The organism is Dyadobacter tibetensis Y620-1, from assembly GCF_000566685.1.
GTDB lineage: Bacteria > Bacteroidota > Bacteroidia > Cytophagales > Spirosomataceae > Dyadobacter > Dyadobacter tibetensis.
In genome coordinates this window covers 49,248-73,290 of record NZ_AZQN01000007.1, presented here as the reverse complement: position 1 = coordinate 73,290, position 24,043 = coordinate 49,248, and the positions used below count along the sequence as shown (strand labels likewise).

12 protein-coding genes are annotated in these 24,043 nt (G+C 43.1%); 7 read left to right on the top strand and 5 right to left on the bottom strand.

The window, feature by feature from the left end; translation table 11 throughout:
* Positions 1 to 20: 20 nt before the first annotated feature.
* The 4 genes from X939_RS0116900 to X939_RS0116885 form a co-directional block, all read right to left on the bottom strand.
* Entirely contained in the window at positions 21 to 1,697 is a 1,677-nt protein-coding gene (locus X939_RS0116900) for a glycoside hydrolase family 28 protein (RefSeq protein WP_025764476.1), read from the bottom strand.
* Between the two features lie 49 nt (positions 1,698 to 1,746).
* Complete coding sequence (locus X939_RS0116895) at positions 1,747 to 3,174, bottom strand: DUF1593 domain-containing protein (RefSeq protein WP_025764475.1); 1,428 nt, start codon at positions 3,172 to 3,174, stop codon at positions 1,747 to 1,749.
* Positions 3,175 to 3,214: 40 nt separating this feature from the next.
* Positions 3,215 to 4,300, bottom strand: a complete 1,086-nt coding sequence (gene pelA / locus X939_RS0116890; RefSeq protein WP_025764474.1) for a pectate lyase — start codon at positions 4,298 to 4,300, stop codon at positions 3,215 to 3,217.
* Positions 4,301 to 4,372: 72 nt separating this feature from the next.
* Entirely contained in the window at positions 4,373 to 5,692 is a 1,320-nt protein-coding gene (locus X939_RS0116885; protein ID WP_044199874.1) for a nucleoside hydrolase-like domain-containing protein, read from the bottom strand.
* 267 nt (positions 5,693 to 5,959) lie between these two features.
* On the opposite strand from X939_RS0116885, the gene X939_RS0116880 reads away from it, so the two are divergent.
* The 7 genes from X939_RS0116880 to X939_RS0116845 all read left to right on the top strand — a co-directional run bounded on the left by X939_RS0116880 (position 5,960) and on the right by X939_RS0116845 (position 21,210).
* Positions 5,960 to 7,453, top strand: a complete 1,494-nt coding sequence (locus X939_RS0116880) for a nucleoside hydrolase-like domain-containing protein (RefSeq protein WP_198034441.1) — start codon at positions 5,960 to 5,962, stop codon at positions 7,451 to 7,453.
* A 55-nt stretch (positions 7,454 to 7,508) separates the two neighbouring features.
* Positions 7,509 to 8,903 carry a pectate lyase family protein gene (locus tag X939_RS0116875; RefSeq protein ID WP_044199872.1) on the top strand — a complete coding sequence of 465 codons (1,395 nt, stop codon included), beginning with the start codon at positions 7,509 to 7,511 and terminating at the stop codon, positions 8,901 to 8,903.
* 59 nt (positions 8,904 to 8,962) lie between these two features.
* Positions 8,963 to 10,429 (top strand): nucleoside hydrolase-like domain-containing protein, encoded by a 1,467-nt coding sequence (locus X939_RS0116870; protein WP_025764470.1) that lies wholly within the window; start codon positions 8,963 to 8,965, stop codon positions 10,427 to 10,429.
* Between the two features lie 520 nt (positions 10,430 to 10,949).
* Positions 10,950 to 13,964 carry a SusC/RagA family TonB-linked outer membrane protein gene (locus X939_RS0116865; protein WP_084299533.1) on the top strand — a complete coding sequence of 1,005 codons (3,015 nt, stop codon included), beginning with the start codon at positions 10,950 to 10,952 and terminating at the stop codon, positions 13,962 to 13,964.
* Between the two features lie 20 nt (positions 13,965 to 13,984).
* Complete coding sequence (locus tag X939_RS0116860) at positions 13,985 to 15,613, top strand: RagB/SusD family nutrient uptake outer membrane protein (protein WP_025764468.1); 1,629 nt, start codon at positions 13,985 to 13,987, stop codon at positions 15,611 to 15,613.
* Positions 15,614 to 16,044: 431 nt separating this feature from the next.
* On the top strand, positions 16,045 to 19,503 hold the full coding sequence (locus X939_RS0116850; RefSeq protein WP_025764467.1) for a SusC/RagA family TonB-linked outer membrane protein: 3,459 nt from the start codon (positions 16,045 to 16,047) through the stop codon (positions 19,501 to 19,503).
* A 9-nt stretch (positions 19,504 to 19,512) separates the two neighbouring features.
* Positions 19,513 to 21,210 carry a RagB/SusD family nutrient uptake outer membrane protein gene (locus X939_RS0116845; protein WP_044199871.1) on the top strand — a complete coding sequence of 566 codons (1,698 nt, stop codon included), beginning with the start codon at positions 19,513 to 19,515 and terminating at the stop codon, positions 21,208 to 21,210.
* 19 nt (positions 21,211 to 21,229) lie between these two features.
* On the opposite strand, the gene X939_RS0116840 is transcribed toward X939_RS0116845, so the two are convergent.
* The gene (locus X939_RS0116840) at positions 21,230 to 23,974 is read right to left on the bottom strand and encodes a TonB-dependent receptor (RefSeq protein WP_025764465.1); all 2,745 of its coding nucleotides are present in this window, start codon (positions 23,972 to 23,974) and stop codon (positions 21,230 to 21,232) included.
* Positions 23,975 to 24,043: the final 69 nt, after the last annotated feature.

The window sequence follows — 24,043 nt, the reverse complement described above, 5'->3', positions numbered from 1 at the left end:
TCAGATTGCATTGGGTTTATTTATTGAAACTGAACGGAATCTTTTGGGAGATCCTCGGCAAATGATGTTTGTTGACCAGCCTGAGAGGTACCTTTGATCAGGATTTTCTTCGATTCCGGTCCGCCTATAGTAAATGCGTTTTTGGCTGTTGAATAATGCTTTAAATTATTAATGTTGATCTCCTTGCTATTATAAATTTCCAGCACCTGTGGCGATTTGGTACGGATAGACATGTTATTAATCGTCAAGCCACTTACATCCACGATGTCCAGGCCTTGGTCTGCATCGATAGTAAGGTTGCTAAGTTCGATATTCTCAAGGTTCATCTCTGGAAGTCCCTGCAATAGTACAGCCTGGTGGGCTCCTTTGATTTCAATGTTTTTGATGCTTATATTTTTGAATTGTGGGGTTTCCTCTGTGACGGCCATAGGTGTAGAACGTTGCTTATCTCCGCCTTCTGCCATGACTTCCGCTGCCGATTTTCCTCCATAGTATAGATTAAATGAGATGGCCTGAGAAGGGATATTAACCATGTAAATGTCTGAGATGTATATATTTTCGACTACTCCACCTCGACCTCTGGTGCTTTTGAAACGTAGTCCTACGTCGGTGCCTATAAACGTATTATGAGATACGTGCATGTTCTTTACCCCTCCAGACATTTCGCTTCCTACAGTTACACCCCCATGACCGTGATACACTACATTGTTTTTTATGATCAGGTTTTCACAGGCAACTCCACGATCCCTGCCATCCTGGTCTTTTCCTGATTTGATACAAATGGCATCATCACCTACATCGAAGCTTGAATTTTCTATGATGACATTTTTACAAGATTCCACGTCTAGACCATCCCCATTCTGAGAATACCAAGGGTTTCTTACCGTGATATTGCGTACAATCAGGTCTTCTATCATAAATGGATGCAGACACCACGCTGGTGAATTCTGAAAAACGGGACCATCAAATTTTACTCTTTTGGCATTTTGAATACTTACCATTACTGGTCTTAAAAAGTCTCGGATCGCTTGGAATTCTTCTTTAGTTGTTAGGTCAAAACGAACGTTCTGGTCGGCCCCATTGGCGCCTACTTTAAATTGTTCCGATGGATACCAATACCCATTTTTTTGGTCTACAACCCCTCCGGAAGCGACTAGTTTTTTCCATTCGCTTTCAGTGAGTTTGCTCTTTTTCACCATGCGCCATGCTTCTCCTGAGCCATCCCATATGCCTGAACCTGTGAAGGCAATATTCTCGATGTTCTTACCATAGATAGGGGACAGGCAACGCCAGGTATCCAGTCCTTCGAAACTGGTTTCGATAAGCGGGTATAAATCCTTATCTGTAGAAAAACGGATGAGTGCTCCCGAGGAAGCGTGAAGCTCAATATTACTTTTGAGAATGATAGGCCCGGTCAGCCAGATGCCGGCAGGGATTATAACCTTGCCGCCTCCCTTTTTGCTGACGGCATCAATGGCTTCCGCTATAGCCTGGGTATTCAGAAAGTCGCCCCCGCTAATGGCTCCGAAATCCTTAATATTGACCGTGTTATTCGGAATCCTGGGCTCCTGTACCTGTGGCATGGAAAACTCGATACCTGAATACAGTGCTCTTGTTCTACTCTTTTGGGCCATACTATTCCTCCCATTTAGGTAGGTTAGCGCTATTAAAGCCAATGCCATCAATTTTATTTTCATAGGATATTTATTTTAATCTACTTCAGGATTACTTTAACTGGTGATTGTTTTAAGGTAAAATGGTGACGATAATTCTCTTGTAGCTACTTAGCCTCGGACTGCCTTTGTCGGTAACTTTTAATATAAAATGGGCCGTGGACGGTTGGTCAACCTGTGGTGCTTTAAAATTGACATTATGGATATTTTCAGCCCCTTGTACCGGTATTTCTTTTTTGTAGGTACCTGCCTCGGGGTAATGAAACCAGAGAAAGCTAAAGCTATCTCCATCAGGATCAATGGTGTCGTAGGCATCCAGACTGATGTTCTCCCCAGATTTTACTGTTAGTATTTCCGGATGTTTGAGCACAATCAATGGGGCGTGGTTGGCAGCCTCGTAAGATTGCGTGCACCAATCCATTCTCGCTGCAAAGTCATTCTGAAAATCGTCTCTCCATCTCCATAAGGTCACTTTGTCGTTGGTGAAGGTAATACTATCTTTTTTTATGGCCCTTCCATATTCACTAGGAATATATGGAGTGTAGCGGTCTATGGCGTTGGTCCAGATCGCCCTGGTTTCGGGAGCGATTCTGACGATAGATCCGCCCTCCTTCACTTTGGAGAAATCGGGTTTATATAGCTCGTAGCGACCGCCCCATCCACCCCATTCGGGATGTTCGGCCCTGTTAAGGCCATTAGGAATCAGGGAAAGAAAGGCAGGAGTGTCCCCTTCTACGCCCCAAGCTACATCGGGATACTCCAATCCTAGGGGGCCATGGTCCTGTTGTATATGCTCGGCTAGCCAGCTATTTCCTATGGTTTTATTGTCAATACCCTTCACGAAGGTATTGATGCCCGTCCAGGTGGCGGCACCGTAATCGTCTCCAGGACTGACTATATAGAACAATTCGGGAAAATTGTTACGAATCCAGATACCTGAGTCGTCCTGATCCGATATTGTATAGACCCGTAGCTGAGCTATTAACTTCCTGGCTTCCTCTGCATTTCTCGTGGCTTTTATCTTGAACAACGCCTGTGCTAGGGTATTGGCCCCCCCCCATACGGAGATCCATAAGGGCCGGGGGTCTTTTACTTCTAGTTCGCTGATGATCAATTCTGAGCCCTCGGAGTCCTTACCATCGCCTACTCCTTGCATGCCATATACAGGAAGGCCATTCTTAAGTAGGCGTTCTAGGGCATGAGCAGTAGGATAGCCGGGCTCATGCTTGAGTAAATTTGGTTGCACTTTTCCGTATGCCCTAAAGATTTTTCGAATGGATTCAGGTTCTATTCGGTTTTGCTGCCAACAGGAAGTCGTTGCTACAATTCCTTTGATATCTATTTGATTGGAATATAATAATAGGCGTACCAATGATTGTGCATCGTCGACATCCGCTTCAATGTCGGTCAGGATGATGACTCGATTCTTTTCAGAATTTTGTGCCGATGCAATCAGAAGTGAGGATAAATAAAATGCAAAAAGGAATACAGTGGTTTTCATTGTCAGGGGATTTTGGCCAAGGCCGGTCTGCGATTATGTGTTAATTAAATTTCTCCTTCCAAAGCGCATACTGTGAATATAGGCTGGCAGGTCTGGAAGTATACCAGCTATAACCGTTGCGTCGGTTGTCGCCGATTTCTGCCAGTGATTTTTTCTTTATGCCGTCCCTATCACAGAAGAAGGGTTGAGCCGTTTCCAGGTCATAAAACCGGGCCCAGACGGCAGGGGCATCGGGATCCGTTACCACAACCCGATTTTTGGTATTTTGGGCTGTAGTTTCAGTCTCTATCCGTATGCCTTCTATCTTATGCGACTCAAACCAGATCATTGCACCCTGAACAGCTTCTTTTATTCTCTGACTGGGATATTCTTCTTGTAACAGAAGGTTTACAATCCCTACAGACTCACTTCCGCTAAAAGAGGGTAATTCGTAGCTTCTGGCCTGAGCTGGAAGCAGTGTTTTTTCGTCATGCTGGGCACACCAGACCGTAGGTTTTCCATTGACTAGGATCTGGGTATCGAGGATGCACCGGATACCATTTCTATAGGCTTTTAAAGCTCTTTCTTTATCTAATTGACTTAGTTCTAAAGGAGTGATGTCCGAATCATTGGTGTAGACCTTTTTTAGGAATTTCATGATGTTTACCATTGCGTCGTCATTATAAGTAATATGCGCCGAGTACTGCACACTCCCCGTTCGAACCGGGAAAAACTGCGGCCAGCCGCCATTTTTATATTGCGAAAGGTAGATATAGTCTAAACCCTTGTTAAATGCTACTCTAAATGATTCTTTGCGAGTCTGCCCATATACCTTTGCCAAAAAAAGCATTTCGCTTGTAGTTGCTCCATTATCGAATGTGGCGCCAAGCTTATTCTTAGAGTCGTGATATTGAATCTTTTCCTGAGTACTTAGCATCTTGTGATAGGGCTTGTTTTTCTCCCAACCCCCAATGCTTTTCTGCGCAATGAGCAGGTTCTCGGCAATTCGGATTGCCTCCTCGGATCCATACCACGACTTGGGCATCTTATAGACGACTTCCGACCAGTTTTTTTCGGTAATTTGACCATATAGATCGCTGTAGTTGGATAAAATACATGCCAGTAAGCTGATTATTATCGGTCTCATAGTTTAGGCGGGTTATTGGAAAGATAAATGGAAACACCGGATCAGTCTGATAGCTACTGAAGGGATAAGTTCTTAATTTTTAATATAAGACCAACGCCTGGCCCAGTCGGAAAGAAATTCCTTACGATATTTGGAGATCGTTCGTGCCCCTTGCTGCCCCTCCAGAAAATATTCGGCATCCGGCAGATCGCTATACCAATGAGGGCCTAGCAGATAATCGTGGGGCGCTGGTTTGCCAGGCCACGGTGCCGTGCTGATATACTTACCTTTCAGGCCATTAAGTGCGTTGATTGAGCTCTTTGTTACATAGGTGCCTGTCTCAGGTTTTTTGGAGGAGTAACGAACAGAATACTGACCATTGCCAAGATAATACCCAGGCCATTCCTGATTCTGGACCATAAGGGTAAAGCATATTGAATCGGGTGGAATATTGATAACAGGGCCGCTGAAATGCCATTCAATTACCCCATAAGCTGACACGGTATCTTTATTTGCAGAATTGCCTTTCAGAATATATCTGGAACTTCTGTTAATCGGGTTGTAGCGCCCTCCCCAGCTTTCGCTGGTAGGATCGTCTGAGTTGCCCTGCATCAGATAGGCTAGCGAAGGGGTGTCTCCCATCTTAATATGGCCCTTATAATGGTCCACGAAATTGTCGGCCATTGCTCCATGCCCTTTTATGAAATTAGAATAGTAGGCTCCTCCACTCATGTTTTCAGGGGCATTTTCATCTTCCATAAACCACCCTCTGTAGGTGGCATTCGACTCGATCATATACAGATTAGGGTGGTGCTCAGCCAAATAAGCATATGCATTTACACTCCATTTCTTGTTTGGTCCACCAATCCAGTATACTCTGATATTTTTTTCAATTTCAGGTGCATCATGTAGGGCTTGGGCGATATCTTCTATACCCCCCCAGACTAAGACCCATAAGGGTTGATCGGTTTTTTTCCTGGCACAGCTGATTATCCATTCCGATCCTTCAGTAGCCTTGGTGTAGCCTTGAAATGGAGCCTCTTTTTTAGCCCCTTGTTTCGTGATTTTCCGTAAATATTCTGGTGCTGCCAGTCCTTTGATATGTCGGGCCAGCTGAGGCCTGTCTTGCTCGTACAAGTCAATCATTTTTAATATATCCTTAGTCGTCCCCTCGCCAAATGGAGAGGAAATAAGACCTTCCAGCTCGAATAAATCCGAGTACATCATTAAATGGATCATCGATTGAAAATCATCGGGGTCCGTACCCCCGATGTCTGTACTTACAATTACCCGCTTTTTGGGTACGGTTTGGGCACTGAGGGGGGTGAATAGGGATAGAATGGGCCCATATATCAGAGAGAATACAATCAATAATGTTTTTGTCGGTCGTCTTAATGTTAAGGAAAAGGCCATTTATACAAGCTGAATTAAACCCTGTGAATTATTATCATTATTTTATTAAAAGAGGAGCGAATATAACAAAAAAGAAAAACAAACGAAATTAAAAATAAAAAAACGAAACAAAAGTTGTGTATTATTTAGAATAACCATATACCTTTGCCTTGAAAAGATATAAATATGTTTGGGTGATGAAAAGGGAAGGACTACTTTCCTAGATCCACCAACATTATAAATGACGAATCAACTATGGTGTACCCTACAGAAATTGACTTAATAAAAATGGAAGTAATTTTTAAATTCCGAAAATTAAAGCTTAGTCATAAAATTGGAAATTTGCGGTTTTTGGTTTTACATCCAGGTATATTCGTAGGCGTTGTTTTTTTATTTTTTCTCTCTTTTTCTCCCAGTTTAGCCCAGGTTGATCAGTCCAGGTCATCGGAGAGAGTAAGAGTACTGGTGACCACTGATGGGGAAATCGATGATGAATGTTCTTTAGTGCGTTTTCTGCTATATACCAATGAGTTTGATGTGGAAGGTATCATTACGAGTAGTTCGCAATATCACTGGCAAGGGCATAAGTGGGCTGGAGATAATTGGACTCAGCCCTACCTGGACGCCTATAAAGAGGTATATCCGAATCTGATTCAACATGACGCTAGATATCCTTCCCCAAACTATTTGCAGTCAAGAACGTTACTGGGCAATGTTGCTGCAGAGGGCGAAATGGAACAGATCACACCGGGCTCAGAACTTATCGTTAAAGTCCTTTTGGACGAGTCTGATATGCGGCCAATCTGGCTTCAGGCTTGGGGCGGGACTAACACTATAGCACGAGCGCTAAAGACTATTGAAGAGAAGCATCCGGAAAGAATGAGTTCGGTGGCTTCCAAAATTAGGTTGTATCTGATATGGGAACAAGATGAAACCTATCAGAATTATATCAAGCCCCACTGGGGTAAATATGGAATATTGACCATCATTTCAGATCAATTTATTGCATATTTCTACAATTGGAAGCAATTTCTGCCTCGTCAGCAACAAGAATACCTGGTAGGAACCTGGATGAACGAACATATTTTAACCCACCATGGCCCTTTATGTAGTCTATATAAGGCGCATGAAAATGGAGATTTCCGCTCCGAAGGAGATTCTCCTGCATTTTTTCACACCATCCCCACTGGATTGCGCAGTCTGGAATCTCCTGATTATGGTGGCTGGGGAGGACGGTATGTAAGGGTCAGAAGTAATACTTGGATGGATCCGGTTCCAGTTCAGGATTATAACTATCCCGAAGGGCGTTGGTGGACGAAATCTGCCTGGGGGCGGAACAGAATGAAGTTGGAAATTCCGAATGATTCTTTATTAAAGACATATATGGAGCCGATGTACCGATGGATAGCGCCCATTCAGAACGATTTTGCCGCTAGAGCCGACTGGTGTGTAAAACCATATTCAGAAGCCAATCATCCTCCTGTTGTTCGTTTAAAAAGCGACATCAATATTACCGCCGCAGCCGGTCAGAAGCTTGTATTGGACGGGCAAGAAAGTTTCGATCCGGATGGTGATGAGTTATCATTTAAATGGTATCATGATCGGGAAGCCGGCAGCTATAGGGGCAATATTGATGTTCCTGATAAAATAAGGTCCAAAACAAAATTACTTATTCCTATTGATGCTCAAGCAGGTAATACGATTCATATGATATTTGAGGTAAGCGACAGTGGTTTACCTACATTGACCCGATATCAACGTGTGGTTATCAACCTGAAATAAAAGTCGGGAGCGGTAGGGGAAATTAATGTGGTCTTCAAATAAAACATGAAAAAAAATGAAAAAAATTAGACATATTTTTATGCTCGTGTTGGCACTTACGTCTGTCCATGCAAAAGCACAACAATTGGCTTTTCCTTCAGCAGAAGGCTATGGGAAGTTTGCCAAAGGAGGGCGTGGAGGTACGGTATATGAAGTGACTAATCTTAACGATCGGGGCGAAGGCAGTTTGCGGGCCGCAGTTGAGGCGGAAGGGCCTCGTACTGTTGTCTTTAGAACGTCAGGAACTATTACACTCGAACAGCCACTGCGTATAAAACATCCATATCTGACCATTGCCGGACAGACTGCCCCTGGGGATGGGATTTGTATAAAAAAATACCCCGTTGTGATTGAAGCTGACCACGTCATTCTGAGATACCTCCGGGTTCGCCTGGGCAATGAGTCCGGTGAAGATCTGGATGCAGTATCTAGTCGCTACACCAAAAATATTATCCTCGATCATATATCTGCGAGTTGGAGTGTAGATGAAACCATGTCGGTATATCACTGTGATAGTATAACTGTGCAATATTGTATTATTTCAGAAAGCATGTTCAATTCCAATCATATAAAGGGCGCCCATGGTTTTGGTGGTATATGGGGAGGGGATTATAGTTCTTACCATCACAATCTTTTGGCTCATCATGGAAGCCGTAATCCGCGCATGGCTTCGGGTTCAGGTCATACCGATTATCGTAATAATGTGGTCTACAACTGGGGATATAATAGTTGTTACGGAGGTGAAAATCAGCAAGTAGGCAACGAGAAGTACAATAAGTCCTTAATCAATATGGTAGGCAATTACTATAAACCGGGTCCGGGAACGGAGCCTGGAACTAACGCTCATCGGCTAGTGGCGCCATCTATGCGCAAAGTTGTGTCAGATTTTGGAAAATGGTATGTGGCAGAAAATGTTTTGGAAGGTAGTGATGCTGTAACGTTAGATAACTGGAAGGGAGGGGTGCAGCCTACAGGTGGCGAAGCCAATTTGAAATATGTAAAACTGGATGAACCTTGGACGTCTATGCCCATACGGCAGCATACGGCTGTAGAGGCATACCAACTGGTGTTAGCCAAAGCAGGTGCGAGTCTGCCCCGTAGAGATAAGGTTGACCAAAGGATTATCAATGAAGTTCGTCAGGGTACGGCAACCTATGAAGGGAGCTCTTACCGCTTAACAAAAAAATTGAGCGATCCTTATGAAAAAACAGGAATAATAGATTCCCAGGTGGATGTAGGGGGCTGGCCCGTGCTGAAAACGACAGCGGCACCTTCAGATACAGATCATGACGGTATGCCTGATGATTGGGAGCTTAAATATAAGCTGGATCCTCATGATCCAAAAGACGGAAATCGTATAGACGGCAGCGGATATACGATGCTGGAGCTGTATTTAAATAAAGACGACTGAGGGTAATTGTCTGTACTTGGGTTAAACAAATTATAAGTGTGGTATATATTAATTGGAATATGAGAACAAAGAAAATTGCAGCCAAATTACTCTCCTATAGCCTAGTCTTCTTGTGGGCAGGCTTAACTATATGTGAGGGACAGATGGTCTATCCCGAAAGAACCCATAAACCCCGGGTTATAGTGACTTCGGATGGGGAAATTGATGATGAGTGCTCTATGGTCCGTTTCTTACTCTACGCTAACGAATGGGATATAGAAGGGATCATCACCTCCAGCTCGCAATACCATTGGCAGGGCCATAATTGGGCTGGAGACGACTGGTTAGATCCGTATCTAAAGGCTTACTCCGAAGTATATCCAAATCTTATTAAGCATGATCCGGGATTTCCGACTCCTGCTCATCTAAAATCGGTCAACTTTCTGGGTAATGTAGAAAGTGAGGGGGAGATGGAAAAAGTTACGGAAGGTTCCGCACATATTGTCAAAGTCTTACTCGACCAAACAGACAATCGTCCTGTTTGGATTCAGGCCTGGGGTGGAACCAATACGATTGCCCGCGCACTGAAAACAATTGAAGAGCAACATCCCGAGAAAATGTCGTATGTAGCCAATAAAATGAGGTTGTTTTTGATCTGGGAACAAGACGATACCTTTCAAACTTATATACGGCCTCAATGGGGAAAATATAATATTCTCACCATAATTTCGGATCAATTTGAAGCTTTGGCATATAGATGGAAAACCATCCAGCCCAAAGAGATGCTACCTTACTTCAGAGCCTCATGGATGAAAGAGAACATTTTACATGGTCATGGGGCGCTATGTTCCTTGTATAAGGCGCATGTTGAAGGAGAAAAGGGCTTTGAACGGGGTGATTTTAGGTCGGAAGGTGATTCTCCAGCATTTATTCATACAATTCCTACCGGGCTGCGTAGTATGGAGTCTCCAGACTGGGGAGGTTGGGGTGGCCGGTATGTCAAGGTGCGGGAAAATACCTGGCTTGACCCGGTGCCTCTAAAGGACTATGTATATCCTGAAGGTCGATGGTATGGTAGTTCAGGTTGGGGACGTAACGCCACCCGAGAAGGTGCCACGGTAGATAATAATGAAGCGTATAAAGCCTATTTTAAACCTACCTGGCAATGGTCTGATGTATTACAGAATGATTTTGCTGCCCGTGCCGATTGGTGTGTCAAATTATATGCAGAAGCCAATCACCCCCCGATTGTTCGCTTGAACTCAGCTTTGGATATTAATGCCAAACCAGGTGAGCGCCTCCAATTCGATGCTACAAGCTCTTCAGATCCTGATGGGCACCCGCTAGAATTTAAATGGTGGCCTTATCGGGAGGCAGGTTCATATCCGTCTCAAGTATCTATTCAAGGTTCGAATAATCCCAGAGCAACGCTGGTGGTTCCGACCAATGCGAAGGCTGGCCATAAAATACATATCATATGTGAAGTCAAAGATGGTGGAGAGCCAGCACTTACCAGATATCAACGGCTGATAATTACGATTGAATAACATTAACGAATATTTTCTAAAACTAACTATAATTTATCATAAAGTATTAAAATGAAAGGGTTGGCAAGGAATTTAGATGCTTTTAAATCCTTAAGAATGGTAAAATTTAGAATGTAAAGATTATTATTAAGGAGTTAGACCCGAGCCTATATTACTAATTTGTAATTATAGGCTCATTTTTTTTATGCAAATATGAGCACCATAACTCCAATTATTTTTTCTAAAAAACATGTATTTTATTCAGTATCAATATTCTATAATTATTAAGGTTTTGGTTCGAACACACGAGGAGAAAATCCGGGTTTTAATGGTGTGAAAACTATCTAATACTATTGTATGTTTCTTAAAAGACAAATAAAACAAATAATAAAAGAAAAAAATAATAAAAATATATTGTTATGGTCCATTTTATAACCTACTTTTATCCGATTATTTACTTTTTTCCTTCAAAAAATAGTATTGAAATTTTTTGAAAGAAAGGGGATTATAACGTTTTCATCACTTTTATAAACATATTTTTATGATGTTAGATGTTTTACATTTTTATTCGGAAGGAAAGAAAAGGGCGTACTATGCCTGGAAACTGTTCTGGATACTGGCCATAGTGTTCACCTCCGTAACGGGTATCATGGCACAGAATAAGATAAGCGGAAAGGTTACGATAGAAGGGGGAGAAGGGCTCCCGGGAGCTTCAGTTATTGTAGAAGGTGCCAATACCGGCACCACAACAGATGGGGAAGGAAACTACAGTATTAGTGTTCCCAACAAATCGGCAAAGCTTGTTTTTAGTTTCGTAGGCTATCTGACCCAGAAGGTTGAAGTCAACTCGAAAACGGTTATTAACATTCGCTTAGAAGAAGATGCCGCTCAATTGGCTGATGTAGTGGTAATCGGCTATGGGACAGTAAAAAAACGCGATTTGACCGGGGCAGTAACTTCTATCAAAAGCGAAGACATTAAACAGGTGCCGGCGCAGAGCCCATTGGAATCCATACAAGGTAAGGTGGCCGGTGTAGATATTACCCGAAGCAACGGGTCGGCCTCTTCGGGCATCAATATTACCATCCGAGGAAACCGATCTATTGGTGCCGGAAATGGACCCTTATTTATCGTAGATGGTATTCAGACTGGCAATATCAATAATATCAATCCTAACGACATTGAATCAATGGAGTTTTTAAAGGATGCCTCTTCTACGGCTATTTATGGCTGGCAGGGAGCCAATGGGATCGTTATTGTAACCACGAAGAAAGGTGCTTCAGGTAAACCCAGAGTAACCTTTAATACTTATTATGGCGTCTCTAAGGTGTCGAGATACCCTTCAGTTTTGGACGGTCCTGGTTATGTGGCCATCAAGCGGGAGGCAAACAGAGCCGCAGGAAGATGGAATTCAGTTGCAGACGATGCCGCCATATTTAATACTCAGGAACTTGATGCCATAAAGAATAACGAATGGATTGACTACCGGAAAGAATTGCTACATAACGGCTCTCAGCAAAATTATAATGTAGGGGTGAATGCAGGAAGCGAGAAGACCAAAGTGTTTTTTTCCTTGGACTATTTTAATGAAAAGGGAATACTGAAATTTGATCAGGCGAAACGATATTCCTTCAGAGCCAATATCGATCAAACCATTAATCGTTTGGTAAAGGTAGGACTGCAAAGTCAGGTGACCCTTCGTGATGAAAGTTACAGAAGGGACCCTTTAAATATGGCTAATAAGATCATTCCCTTAGGTACTATTTACGATAAGGATGGCAATTTTATTCCCTATCCGTTGAGTGGGTCATCCATAAGTCCTTTAGCCGATGAACAACCCGATGTATTCTCCAACACGGGCAGGAAAACCAATATTATTGCCAATGCTTATTTTGAACTAAAACCGCTTAAAGGTTTGACATTCCGCTCTAATTTCGGTGCTAACTTAGGATCATCTAGAGTTGGCTTATTTGAAGCCTCCAATACCATTAGCCGTAATGGCGGCAACAGTCAATCTTCTATTACGGCCAGCAACGGAAGTTTTATTAACTGGGATAATATTTTGACTTTTAATAAGGAAGTTGATGCCCACTCTTTCTCCATAACTGCGCTAAGCAGCTATGTTCAGAACATTTCGGAAGGGGTATCGGCGCAGGGACAATCGCAGCTACTCCCTGCTCAGTTATACTATGCGCTAGGAAATGCACCTACTAATATCATGATCAGTAGTGAATACGAAAAGTGGAATGTGCTCTCATTTGCCGGGCGCTTAAATTATAATTATAAGAGTAAGTATCTCCTGACATTGACCAACCGAGCCGATGGAGCCTCCAGACTTTCCGCTGGAAATAAATGGGCATTTTTCCCTTCGGCAGCGGTAGCCTGGCAAGTAGGAGATGAGGCTTTCATGGAGGGTCAAAATATATTTTCTGATCTGAAAATTAGATTGAGTTATGGTGTAGCGGGTAATTCCGGAATTTCTCCTTATGGTACCCAAAGCACCCTGACCCGTGTCCCCATGGCATTTGGAGAGACAAGTTTCCAGGGGTTTACTTTTTCTCCTCTACTCGGAAATGCTGAGGCTGGTTGGGAGTTGTCTAAGACTAAAAACCTTGGGATTGATATGGGCTTCTTTAAGAGCCGCCTTACTGCCAATATAGATATTTATGATACGCGTACCTCGGACCTGTTATTGCCTCGTGGATTGCCGCCGACAACGGGTGTGAAGACGGTTTACCAAAATATTGGAAAAACCAGAAATAACGGAATAGAAATTGGAATTAATTCCGTTAATGTGCGCACAAACGATTTTAGCTGGAATACCACCCTTACCTTTACTCACAACAGGGAACGCATCGTTTCCTTGGTTACAGAAGGCATAGATGATATTGGGAACGGATGGTTTGTGGGTAAACCTATCAGCGTTTTTTATGACTACGAAAAATTAGGAATTTGGCAAACGGCAGAGGAAGGAGAAGCGGCAGTTTTTGGACAAAAACCCGGAGATATCAAAGTTAAAGATCAAAATGGGGATGGAAAAATTGACGCCGTTAACGATAGGGTGGTACTGGCAGGGGAAAACCGTCCGAACTGGTTCGGTGGTCTGAACAATAAGCTGAGCTATAAAGGTTTTGATCTGAGCGTATATCTCTTTGCACGGTGGGGACAAACCATCAACCCTTCCTTTTTAGGTAGGTACGATCGTCAATCCAATTTGAGCAACAGCTCCAAGGCTATTGATTACTGGACTCCAGAAAATCCTACCAATGAATATCCTCGTCCTAATGCCAATATTTCGGGTGCTTCCACCCTGTACTGGAGCACCATTGGATATGTAGATGGTTCTTACTTAAGAGTTAGAAACCTATCGATGGGATATACTTTCCCGACCATTAAGAGCGCTTATTTTGATAATATCCGTCTGTATGTGACTGGTTCTAATCTGTTCACCTGGACCAAAAGCGCCAAATTAACTGAATACGATCCGGAACGAGGTGGTGGAGAAAGTAGCCCTATGCTTAAAAATGTTATGATTGGACTTAACATTGGATTTTAACAAGAATAAAGCTGTTTGAAATGAAAAGAACATCAATAATAATCGTTTTGCTCGCAGTACTATTTGTCTCTTGCGAGGATTTAATTACGGAATATAATCCTAGCGGCTTGACAGCCGAAGCCGTATATTCAACGCCCGAAGGTTTTGAATCCCTCGTTAATGCGGCATATGGCTATCAACGTTGGTGGTATGGGAAAGAAGAGGCCTATAATATATCTGAAATGGGAACCGACATTTGGACCAGTGCGGCGGGTGACGTCTTTCCCGATTTGTCCCAATATATTAATTTACAAGGTACCAATTCGCCCCTGGCTGCAGAATGGTCAGCACTTTATGCCGGCGTCAACCTTTGCAATGCTGGTATAAACCGAATCGAAAAGGTGAATTTTACCCCAGTTGTCAAAGCCCAAAGAGAAGCTGAACTTCGTTTCTTAAGAGCATTCTATTATTGGCATATTGTAGAGACTTGGGGAGGAGTGCATTTTACCTTAGAAGAAACCAAGGGTATTGCCACCACGGCTAATAAAACTCCCGTTGAAACCTTTTACAAGCAGATTTTTGAAGATCTTCAGTTTGCCACTAAGAATTTGGCAAATTCAACTTCTGACTATGGTCGTGTAACCAAACCAGCTGCCATGGCTTTTTTGGCAAGAATGTATCTGACCAGGGGGATGTTTGCGGAGGCGAATAATATGGCAAGTGCTGTTATAAATGGTGGATTCGGATATAAACTGGAGCCTCAGTACGCTGATTTATGGAAAATGAGTAATAACCAGAACAAAGAGATTTTGTATGCCGTCAACTATGCCTCCAATCTTACCTTAAATGATTTATATAATTCGGGCACCAATGTAACTGGGCATGGTAGAGGAAGTAATAATGGTCATTTACATTTTCTTATGAAATATGATAACCTTCCTGGAATGCTTCGGGACATAACCTATGGCCGACCCTTCAACCGATATATGCCTACCCGTTTCCTACTGGACTTATATGCTGATGCCGATTCCCGTTATGAGGGTTCATTTATGGAAGTATGGCTTGCCAATTCGGGTACCAGGCCAGCGGGCATGAAGCTTGGCGATACGGCCGTAATTGCTACCCGAAAAGCCATGACAAAGCCATCGGGTGCTTTATATACTTTGGTAGACCGCAATGCGATATATAACGAAGATGGAACTACGAAAAACAATTTGGTATATCCAACCCTGACCAAACATATGGATCCTACACGCTCCAGTGCCAACGAAGCTCAAAGCGCCCGGGATGCCTATGTGATCCGACTGGCTGAGCTTTATCTTATTGCCGCAGAGGCTCAAATGAAGCTGGGAAAGCTCGATTCGGCAGCGATCAACATTAACATTGTCCGCACCCGTGCCGCGAAACCTGGAAGAGCAGCGGAAATGCAAATTACTCCTTCACAAGTTACCCTAGACTTTATATTGGATGAAAGGGCTCGGGAATTCGCCGGAGAGCAGATGAGATGGTTCGATCTGAAAAGAACGGGAAAACTCCTGGATCGAGTAAAGGCCTATAATCCAAGTGCCAAAGCCATACAACCATTTCATGTCAATCGTCCTATTCCCCGAACCCAGCTGGATGCCGTAACCAACCGTGACCAATTTTCCCAAAATGAAGGTTATCAATAGAATACTAGCTATCAGTTTGCTTTAACTAGCTATCAGTTTGCTTTAAATGGAGAGAATTAGAATCGGGGTTGTCGGATGTTGATGGCCTCGATTTTTTATTTTTCTGCCCCTGGTCGCCTTGGCGGTCAGGGGCATTTTTATATCTATTATGCATCAGACCCAACAATCTTCTTTTTATATCCCTTAGATACTTTCTACTTTTTTTAAAAATATTTACACTGGACTCAGGGGTTTTTCTACCTCCTGAGTCTTGTCAGTTTAGTTTAGAGAAGGTTGAAAAGGTTAGCGCTGCCTATTCACCTGTTCTGATCATCGCAGAGCCATCGTTCCTTGCGGTATTTCTCCTGTGAACTGACCATTTAATGAAAGGTCCAGTCACATGAGCGGGAAACAATATTATATCTAATTATTCCACTATTAATTAATCCATCATGAAGAAACGTTTATCAGTAACTGGCTTACTCAGGCTTGTGATCGTTCTAACACTCTGGGGCTGGAATGCTCATGGGCAGATATTGGCCTTTTCGCAGACTGCAAACCAAGACAGATCTTCCGCTGCTACCAAGTCTCTGTCTGGGGTGCTCAATGAACTCAAGGAACACTATAAGGTAGAGCTGATGTACGAACCTGCTACCGTTCAAGGGCTGGAAGCAACTATTGGTAATTTTAAAGAGAAAGGAGGCATTGAGTACCATCTCCACAAGTTGTTAACTCCTCTGGGGCTAAAATATAAAAAGGCTAATGAACGGTCTTATATTATTCTGAAAGCTCCCAAGGCGCAAACGGTGCCAAAAATTAAAAACGAAGTTCCAGAAGTAGAGGTTCAAAAAGCTACTGTTGAGAGACTTTCTGGAACTGTTACAGATCAATCTGGAGAGGCTTTGCCCGGGGTAAGTGTGGTGCTTAAAGGAACGTCGGTGGGCACCACCACAGATGTCGAAGGCAAGTTCACCCTCAACATTAACAGCCCTGAGGACGTTTTGATATTTTCCTTTGTCGGTTTTAATAGTCAGGAAATTACGGTAGGCACTAGAACTACTATTTCAGTATTGATGGAAACGAGCCAAAGCGTATTGAACGAGGTAATAGTAGTAGGTTACGGGACCAAAAAACGGGAAGATGTAACGGGTGCAATTGCACAAATCAGTGGTGATGCCATTACCAGCCGTCCCATTACAAAAGTGGGCCAGGCCTTACAAGGTCTAATACCTAATTTGAACGTAACCAACCCAGACGGCAACCCCAATGCTAACCCTAGTTTTAACATTCGGGGTACTACCTCATTAAGTGGTGGAAGTGCCCTTGTACTGGTAGATGGGATTCAGATGGATATGAATTTATTGAATCCTTCTGATATAGAAAGTATTACTGTGCTTAAAGATGCCGCTTCCGCAGCCATTTATGGTGCCCGGGGAGCGTTTGGGGTGATATTGGTTACCACCAAAAAGGGCTCGACCAATAGAAAGGCACAGATTAGTTATTCAGGTAGTGTGCAGTTTAATAAGCCAACCTATCTGCCCGATTTACTGAGTACAACTGAGTTTCTGGAATCTCAGAATGTAGCACAATTCAACGTTAATGGTGGGCAGAAATATAGTGATGAACAGATTAAGTGGGTTCAGGATTATATTGATGATCCGATTAATAATCCCAGTTATCACATTTTGCCTAATGGAAAAATTTTCTGGAATTATCCCAATGATGTGATCAAGAACATGGTACAACCTTGGGCTCCAGGGCAAAATCATACCCTGAATGTTACAGGAGGGAATGCCAAAACTTCGTATTACTTCTCTGGTGCGGTACTCAAACAAAATGGATTGTTCAAAACCTCAACCGATGTTTTCAAAAGATATAATTTCACAACCAATATTTCTACACAAATCACCGACTGGTTCAAGCTGGGAGGGAAAGTGAATTTCGCCTCTACCGGCTATGATGAGCCTCACAAATACCCCAATAAGGGTTCGGATTGGTGGGAGCAGATGACTAGAGGGGAGCCTCAGGTTTTGTTTCCACAGTTTACACCTGCCGACTCTCCCGTAGGAGCTGGTATTGCGACCGAAAATTTTGCCAACTTTTTGCAAAGCGGCTCGAGGCGAGTCGATAATGCCACCACAGGCATTTATAGCGTCGATGCAGAAATATATCCCTTCAAAGATCTAAAGATCAGTGGAAATTTCGCTTATACTTCACGCCGGCAGAATATCAAAGAAAATCAGGTTGCCTTTCCATATATCAGAGATACATGGATTCCTCAGATCTCAGGAACTTCACCTTCATTTGTTCAACGTAACTTCAACTCTTCCGATTATTTTGCGGGCAATATATATGCCGATTATGGCCGTGTAATCGACAATAAGCATACTTTTTCTGCACTGGTAGGATATAATCAGGAATGGTATCAGGCCTTGGGCACCATGGTGAAAAAGCAGGATCTGATTAGTAGCGAGGTGCCAGTATTGAATCTGGCTACTGGGTTGCTTACGACCGACGATAGTGAAACGGCCTGGGCCATACGTGGCGTCTTTGCCCGGGTAAATTACGATTTTATGGGTAAATATCTATTGGAATTCAATAGTCGCTATGATGGAACATCCCGTTTCCCGCAAAACCGTCGTTTTGGCTTTTTCCCTTCGGTCTCGGCAGGGTGGAGGCTCACGAAAGAGAAATTTATGGAACCCTTCCGTAAAGTGCTACCCGAATTAAAGCTAAGGGCATCTTATGGTAGCCTCGGCAATCAGCTGGTTGCCAGTAATTTTCCGTATATCTCCCTGTTTGGAATTAACAATCAGGTGCCCTATATCATAGGAGATGCTTTGCCACTAGGAATTTCAGCCCCTGGATTGGTAAGCCCTGACTTATCATGGGAAAAGGTTTCCACCCTGGATTTCGGTGCCGATGCCAATCTGTTTGGAAAGCTAAATCTAGGTTTTGACTGGTACAAGCGTGTTACTTCAGGAATGCTGGTTGCGGGAGATAAGTTACCTGCGGTTTTAGGTACAGCCGTACCACAGCGCAATGGGGCCGAATTGGAAACGACAGGGTTTGAATTTAGCGCCAAATGGACCGACGTGGTAGCCAATCAATTGCAGTATGATGTAGGCATAGTTCTGTCCAACTACAAGGCGATAATCAGCAAGTTCGATAATAATCCTAACAAAATCATCAGCAACAATTATGTGGGCCGGGATGTAAACGAAATTTGGGGATTCGAAACGGTAGGTATCTTTCAGCAGGCCGGCGATGTAGCCAATGCTGCCGATCAGAACCAAATCGGAAATTCAGGCAAGTGGGGAGCAGGAGATATTCAGTACAAGGATCTAAATGGTGATAATCTGATTACCAGAGGAGCTAATACGGTCGACGATCCCGGGGATCAGAAGATTATTGGTAATGCAACTCCGCAGTATCAATTCGGGATCACTGCAAATATGTCATGGAAAGGATTTGACCTGGCCGTGTTAATGCAGGGAGTGGGTAAACGGGATTATATTCCTACTGGAAACTATTTTTGGGGAGCTATAAATAACGGAGGAGCTGTGGGGACCAAAGAAGTATATCGTAACGCCTGGACTCCCGAACGTCCAGATGCATATTACCCTATTTATAAATCGGGTTCTAATTATAATATTCAAGCTCAGACAAGGTATATGCAGAACTCAGCTTATATCCGTCTTAAGAACCTGGCCGTGGGATATTCCTTGCCTGCTTCACTCGTTAAGCATGCCGGCTTCTCGAAAACAAGGGTTTATTTTTCGGGCCAAAATCTTTGGGAACATACAAAATTAAAAGGCAATTTCGATCCTGAGGTTATTGGGAATGGCGGCTTGGGAATATTTTATCCACTTCAAAGAGTTGTCTCTTTTGGTCTACAAGTAACATTTTAATCGATCCTCATGATGAAAAAAAATATAATAAAATCCTTCTTACTCTTTCTTGGAATATTGTCAGCGGCCTGTAATGACGATTTTTTAAATCGATATCCAACGGATTCCCTTAACGAGGAAAACTTTTGGCATAACGAGAACGAATTGAAGCAATATGCCAACGATTTCTATCGTGTTTTTTCTGGCCATAATACAGGTACGGGCCATAGTCCTCTGATTACCGGGGACAATCAAAGTGACAATATGGTTCCCTTGGACTTTAATCTCGTGGCGGCAGGAAAAAATATTGTTCCAACTTCTGGTGGTGGATGGAACTGGACGGTCATAAGATCTTGCAATTATTTCCTACAACGCTACAACCAAACCCCCATAGCGAAGGAAACAAAAGATAAATATGCGGGAGAAATACGTTTCTTTAAGGTATTGGATTATTTTGAAAAGGTGCGGGATTTTGGTGATGTCCCCTGGTTGACTAAGGATTTAGAGCTTACTTCTCCTGAGCTCTATGCTCCCCGTGACAGCCGTGTGCTGGTGATGGATTCTTTATTAGCCAATATAGATTTGGCTATTGCTACCCTTCCTGCTAAAAATGTAGCCGATGCCGGACGTATCAACAAGGACGTAGCCTTATTTTTGAAGGCCCGAATGTGTCTTTTCGAAGGTACTTTTCGCAAATACCGAGGAATAGAAGGTGGGGAAAAATTCCTGAAAGAAGCTGTACAGGCCTCTCAAAGACTCATTACAGAAGGCCATTATCAAATACATGAAACTGGCAACCCCGCTACGGATTATGCATCCCTATTCAACTCTCTGGATCTTGGGACCAATAAGGAAATGATATTATATAAGATTTACGCCACCGGGCTCCTAGGGACGGCTACATCCTGGAACTTACAGAGTAATAATTTTAATACCAGTGCTTCCAAGTCCTTGGTAGAATCGTACCTCTGTGCCGACGGAAAGCCAATTTCCCAAAGTCCCTTATACAGGGGCGATCAGTCTATTCAAGAGGAGATGACTAATAGGGACCCTCGATTGAAGCAGACCATTACCTTTCCCGGGACGGGGATTCAACAGACGTCGAAGATTCCGGCTATCTCTGGTTCCGGTATCAGTGGGGTGGGAATCGTGCCTACAGGTTATCAAATACAAAAATACTGGGTGGAAGACCAGCAAGAGTATGTCCGTATACAGAATGGGATATTGGATGCTCCCATATTTAGATATGGGGAAGTACTCCTGATCAATGCGGAAGCCAATGCTGAACTGGGTCAGGCAAATCAGTCGGTAATAGACAAGACGATTAACCTGTTACGCAAACGTGCGGGAATGCCCAATATGGTCATAGCTGAGTTGAAAAAAGATAGCCAGTCTGACTTTCCGCAACTGGATGTTTTAATAGACGAAATACGCCGGGAGCGAAGGGTGGAGCTGGCCATTGAGGCTCTACGATACGACGATTTGTTAAGATGGAAGGCTGGTGCCTTGTTGAATAAGCCGGTTTTAGGTATGAAATTTATCCAGTCTGTCTATCCTAAAGCCGTTATTGGCAGTAGTATTTTCGTCAACGCTGAAGGTTATATTTTACCCTATGGAAAATCCTTACCCTCCGGACGCACCTACGATGAGAATAAAAACTATTTTCTTCCATTACCCCTAGACGAACTATCCCTAAATCCAAAGCTAATTCAGAATCCTGGTTGGTAATTTTCCTTAAGCCGCAGTCTTAGTGCTGCGGCTTTTTGCCAAGCTGCCCCTTTTCGGCCCCGTCAGGAAAGCGCCTGATATTATACGTGAAAGTTAGCAGAAAATATCGTTGAAGAACATTGGACTGGGTATCCTGAACGAAACTGTCAGAGATATATCGTTTGACACTGACATTCTGCTTAAGGAGGTCGAACACGTTCAGACTAATTTCTCCACGATTATTGGGAAGGATTTTCTTTCCAATGCTCATGTTCCATATCGTATAATTGGTATTAAAACCGGCTGAAAGTCCGGAATTTAGTTGGTGAATTACATCGGAGCGATATACCAGCCCCTTCCATATAATCCAGGTTAGCCTGATTCGACTCGTCTGACTGAATGAGTTGTTCTGGGTTTCACGAAGCGTTCTTTTTACCATATTATATCCCGACCGGCTTGAAACTTGAAAGTCTAGGTTCTCACTGACATTACTGCTTATCGTGGTACCAACTCTAAAGTTGGTGGTATAAGTCATATTGCGCAGTGAATCTATCATACTGGGTAATTGGGTATGATTGACCTGGCCATTAAAACTGACCTTGGACTTAATAAAATTGAAAGGCTGACCATAATTAAAATAAGAATTTACGGTCCAATATCCACTCATATTAATGGGCATAGTCATCTGAGACCCGGTCTGCAGCGTGTCAGTTACGGTAAGTGCTATGGGATGGCGAGCTGTAAAGGTGCTGTTAGTTTGAAAGTTGGGGATGACCGATGTCTCCAACATGGCAAAAAAGGTGCGGCTTTTTTCACTATTTTGGGTTCTATATTTAGCCTGAAGCCTATTCCTGACCGATTGTACCAGATTCGGGTTTCCACTTCGTACATAGAGCGGATTCGAGATATTGACTACCTGTTGTAACTCGTTTATGGAGGGAGCATCGGTACTTGTCCTGAAGTCCAACTGCAAGTTTTGGGTTTTGGAAAAGCGGTATTCCAAACGAGCGGCAGGGAGTGTATTCCGAAAAGTTCTGCGCATGCTATACTCAGTCGGAAATTTCTGCTCGTTTTGCAGATTTGCTACTTCATATTTGCCCGATATCTGAAGTCGAACCTTTTCCTTACGATATTGATAGGTTAGTTCTGTTTGCTCTGTTAAATAATCACTTTTAAAAGTATTGCTTAGGCCTATATTGAGTGAATCATAGGCATTCTCTAGATCTTGATAATCAAAAAGTTGCCGGTCAGAATCATCTCGGCGATTGCCTCTCTCGTGGCCAAGCTGCATGCGACCGTGGTTGCCTAATGGTTCTGAATATGAGACTTCGCCTTCCCAAGAAAAACCTGATTTATCGAATCTGGTATATTGATTCAAGATTTTATTTCTATCGGGTTGTCGAAAGTATACATTCTCAGAAACACGGGTTCCTGCAAAATCATTGGTTCGGTAAGCAGTATTAAGCTTTATAGAGACGCTTCTGCCTGGTTTTTCAAAGCGATGGCTATATACCATTGAGTTACTGAAAGAAAGATTATGGCTTTTGCCTTTAGATTGATTTTCCGTTTGGTTTAGCGCTGCACTTTCATTCACTGTTCGCCCTGTAAAGTGAGAGAAGTCATCGTTTTCGACAAGTGAAAAATTGGGACGGATTAGTAGCCTATCCCGGTCGGTAATCTTGTAGTCAATGCGCATTTCGGCTCTGTGAATTCGGTCTTCGTCGATGCGTGTATTCTGCTCGGTATAGGCTCTGCCTGAATCTGCAGGATTGGCATAAGTTCGGAATTTAGTTTGCAGGGAGGTATTATGGCTATTGGTATAGGAATAACTTCCACTGGCTTCTAACTTTGGTGACCAGTTCCCCGAATAGTTCACGCCCAATGAGTTCGTTACAATGACTCCATTGCTGGGCCTATCTTCGTCCTGGCTCCCTTGACCCGTCTGGTAGGTTGTAGTATTGACATTATTGGTCAGACCGGTGAAGGTAAGCCGCATATCTTCGTTAAAATGATTGACACTCGCCCCAGCAGCATATCGATGGTCTGTGCCCAATCCAGCAGATGCTTTTCCAAACTGTCCATTTCGGCGATTGGGCTTGGTAACAATATTGATAGTCTTAATCTGGTTTCCATCATCAAAGCCACTAAGCTCCGACTTATCACTTTTTTTATCAAATAATTGGATACTTTGGATCACTTCTGCAGGTAAGTTCTGTAAGGCTTTGGCCACATCCGAGCCAAAATACATTTTGCCATCCACCAAAATTTGCTGAATTGGCTCACCCTGGGCTTGTACTTTTCCATTTTCAATAGTAATGCCAGGTAGCTTTTCAATCAATTCCTGGGCAGAAGCATCTGCGGTAGTCTTGAAAGCATCAGCATTGTACTGGGTACTGTCCCCGATTTGTTCTCCTGCAGATAATTGGCCAACAATTTTTACTTCTGTTAGGGTATTGGCTTCTTCTTCTAGGAGTACTTCCAAGGTTTGCTGCTGCCCGCTTACGAGCAAGAGGTCCTTTGTGTAAGTCTGGAACCCCATATAGCTTACCTTAAGTATATAGGCGCCGCTCTGAACTTTGATAAGTTGAAATGCTCCCTCCTGGTTAGCCATTACACCCTGTTCAATTTTTCCGTTTTCCTTTTGAATGGTTACAGTTGCACCAGGAAGGGCTGTTGAGTCAGTTTTACTTAGAACATTTCCCTTGATATTCGTTCCTTGACCATGTCCATTGGTAATGGCGATAATGAAGAGCAGCAATAAGGAAGGTATATACTTTTTTGCCATATTAAATGTAAGGAAGGTAGGATTGCTTCCAGATGATTTTGGTTGGGGGTGGTACGTTTATAAATATAA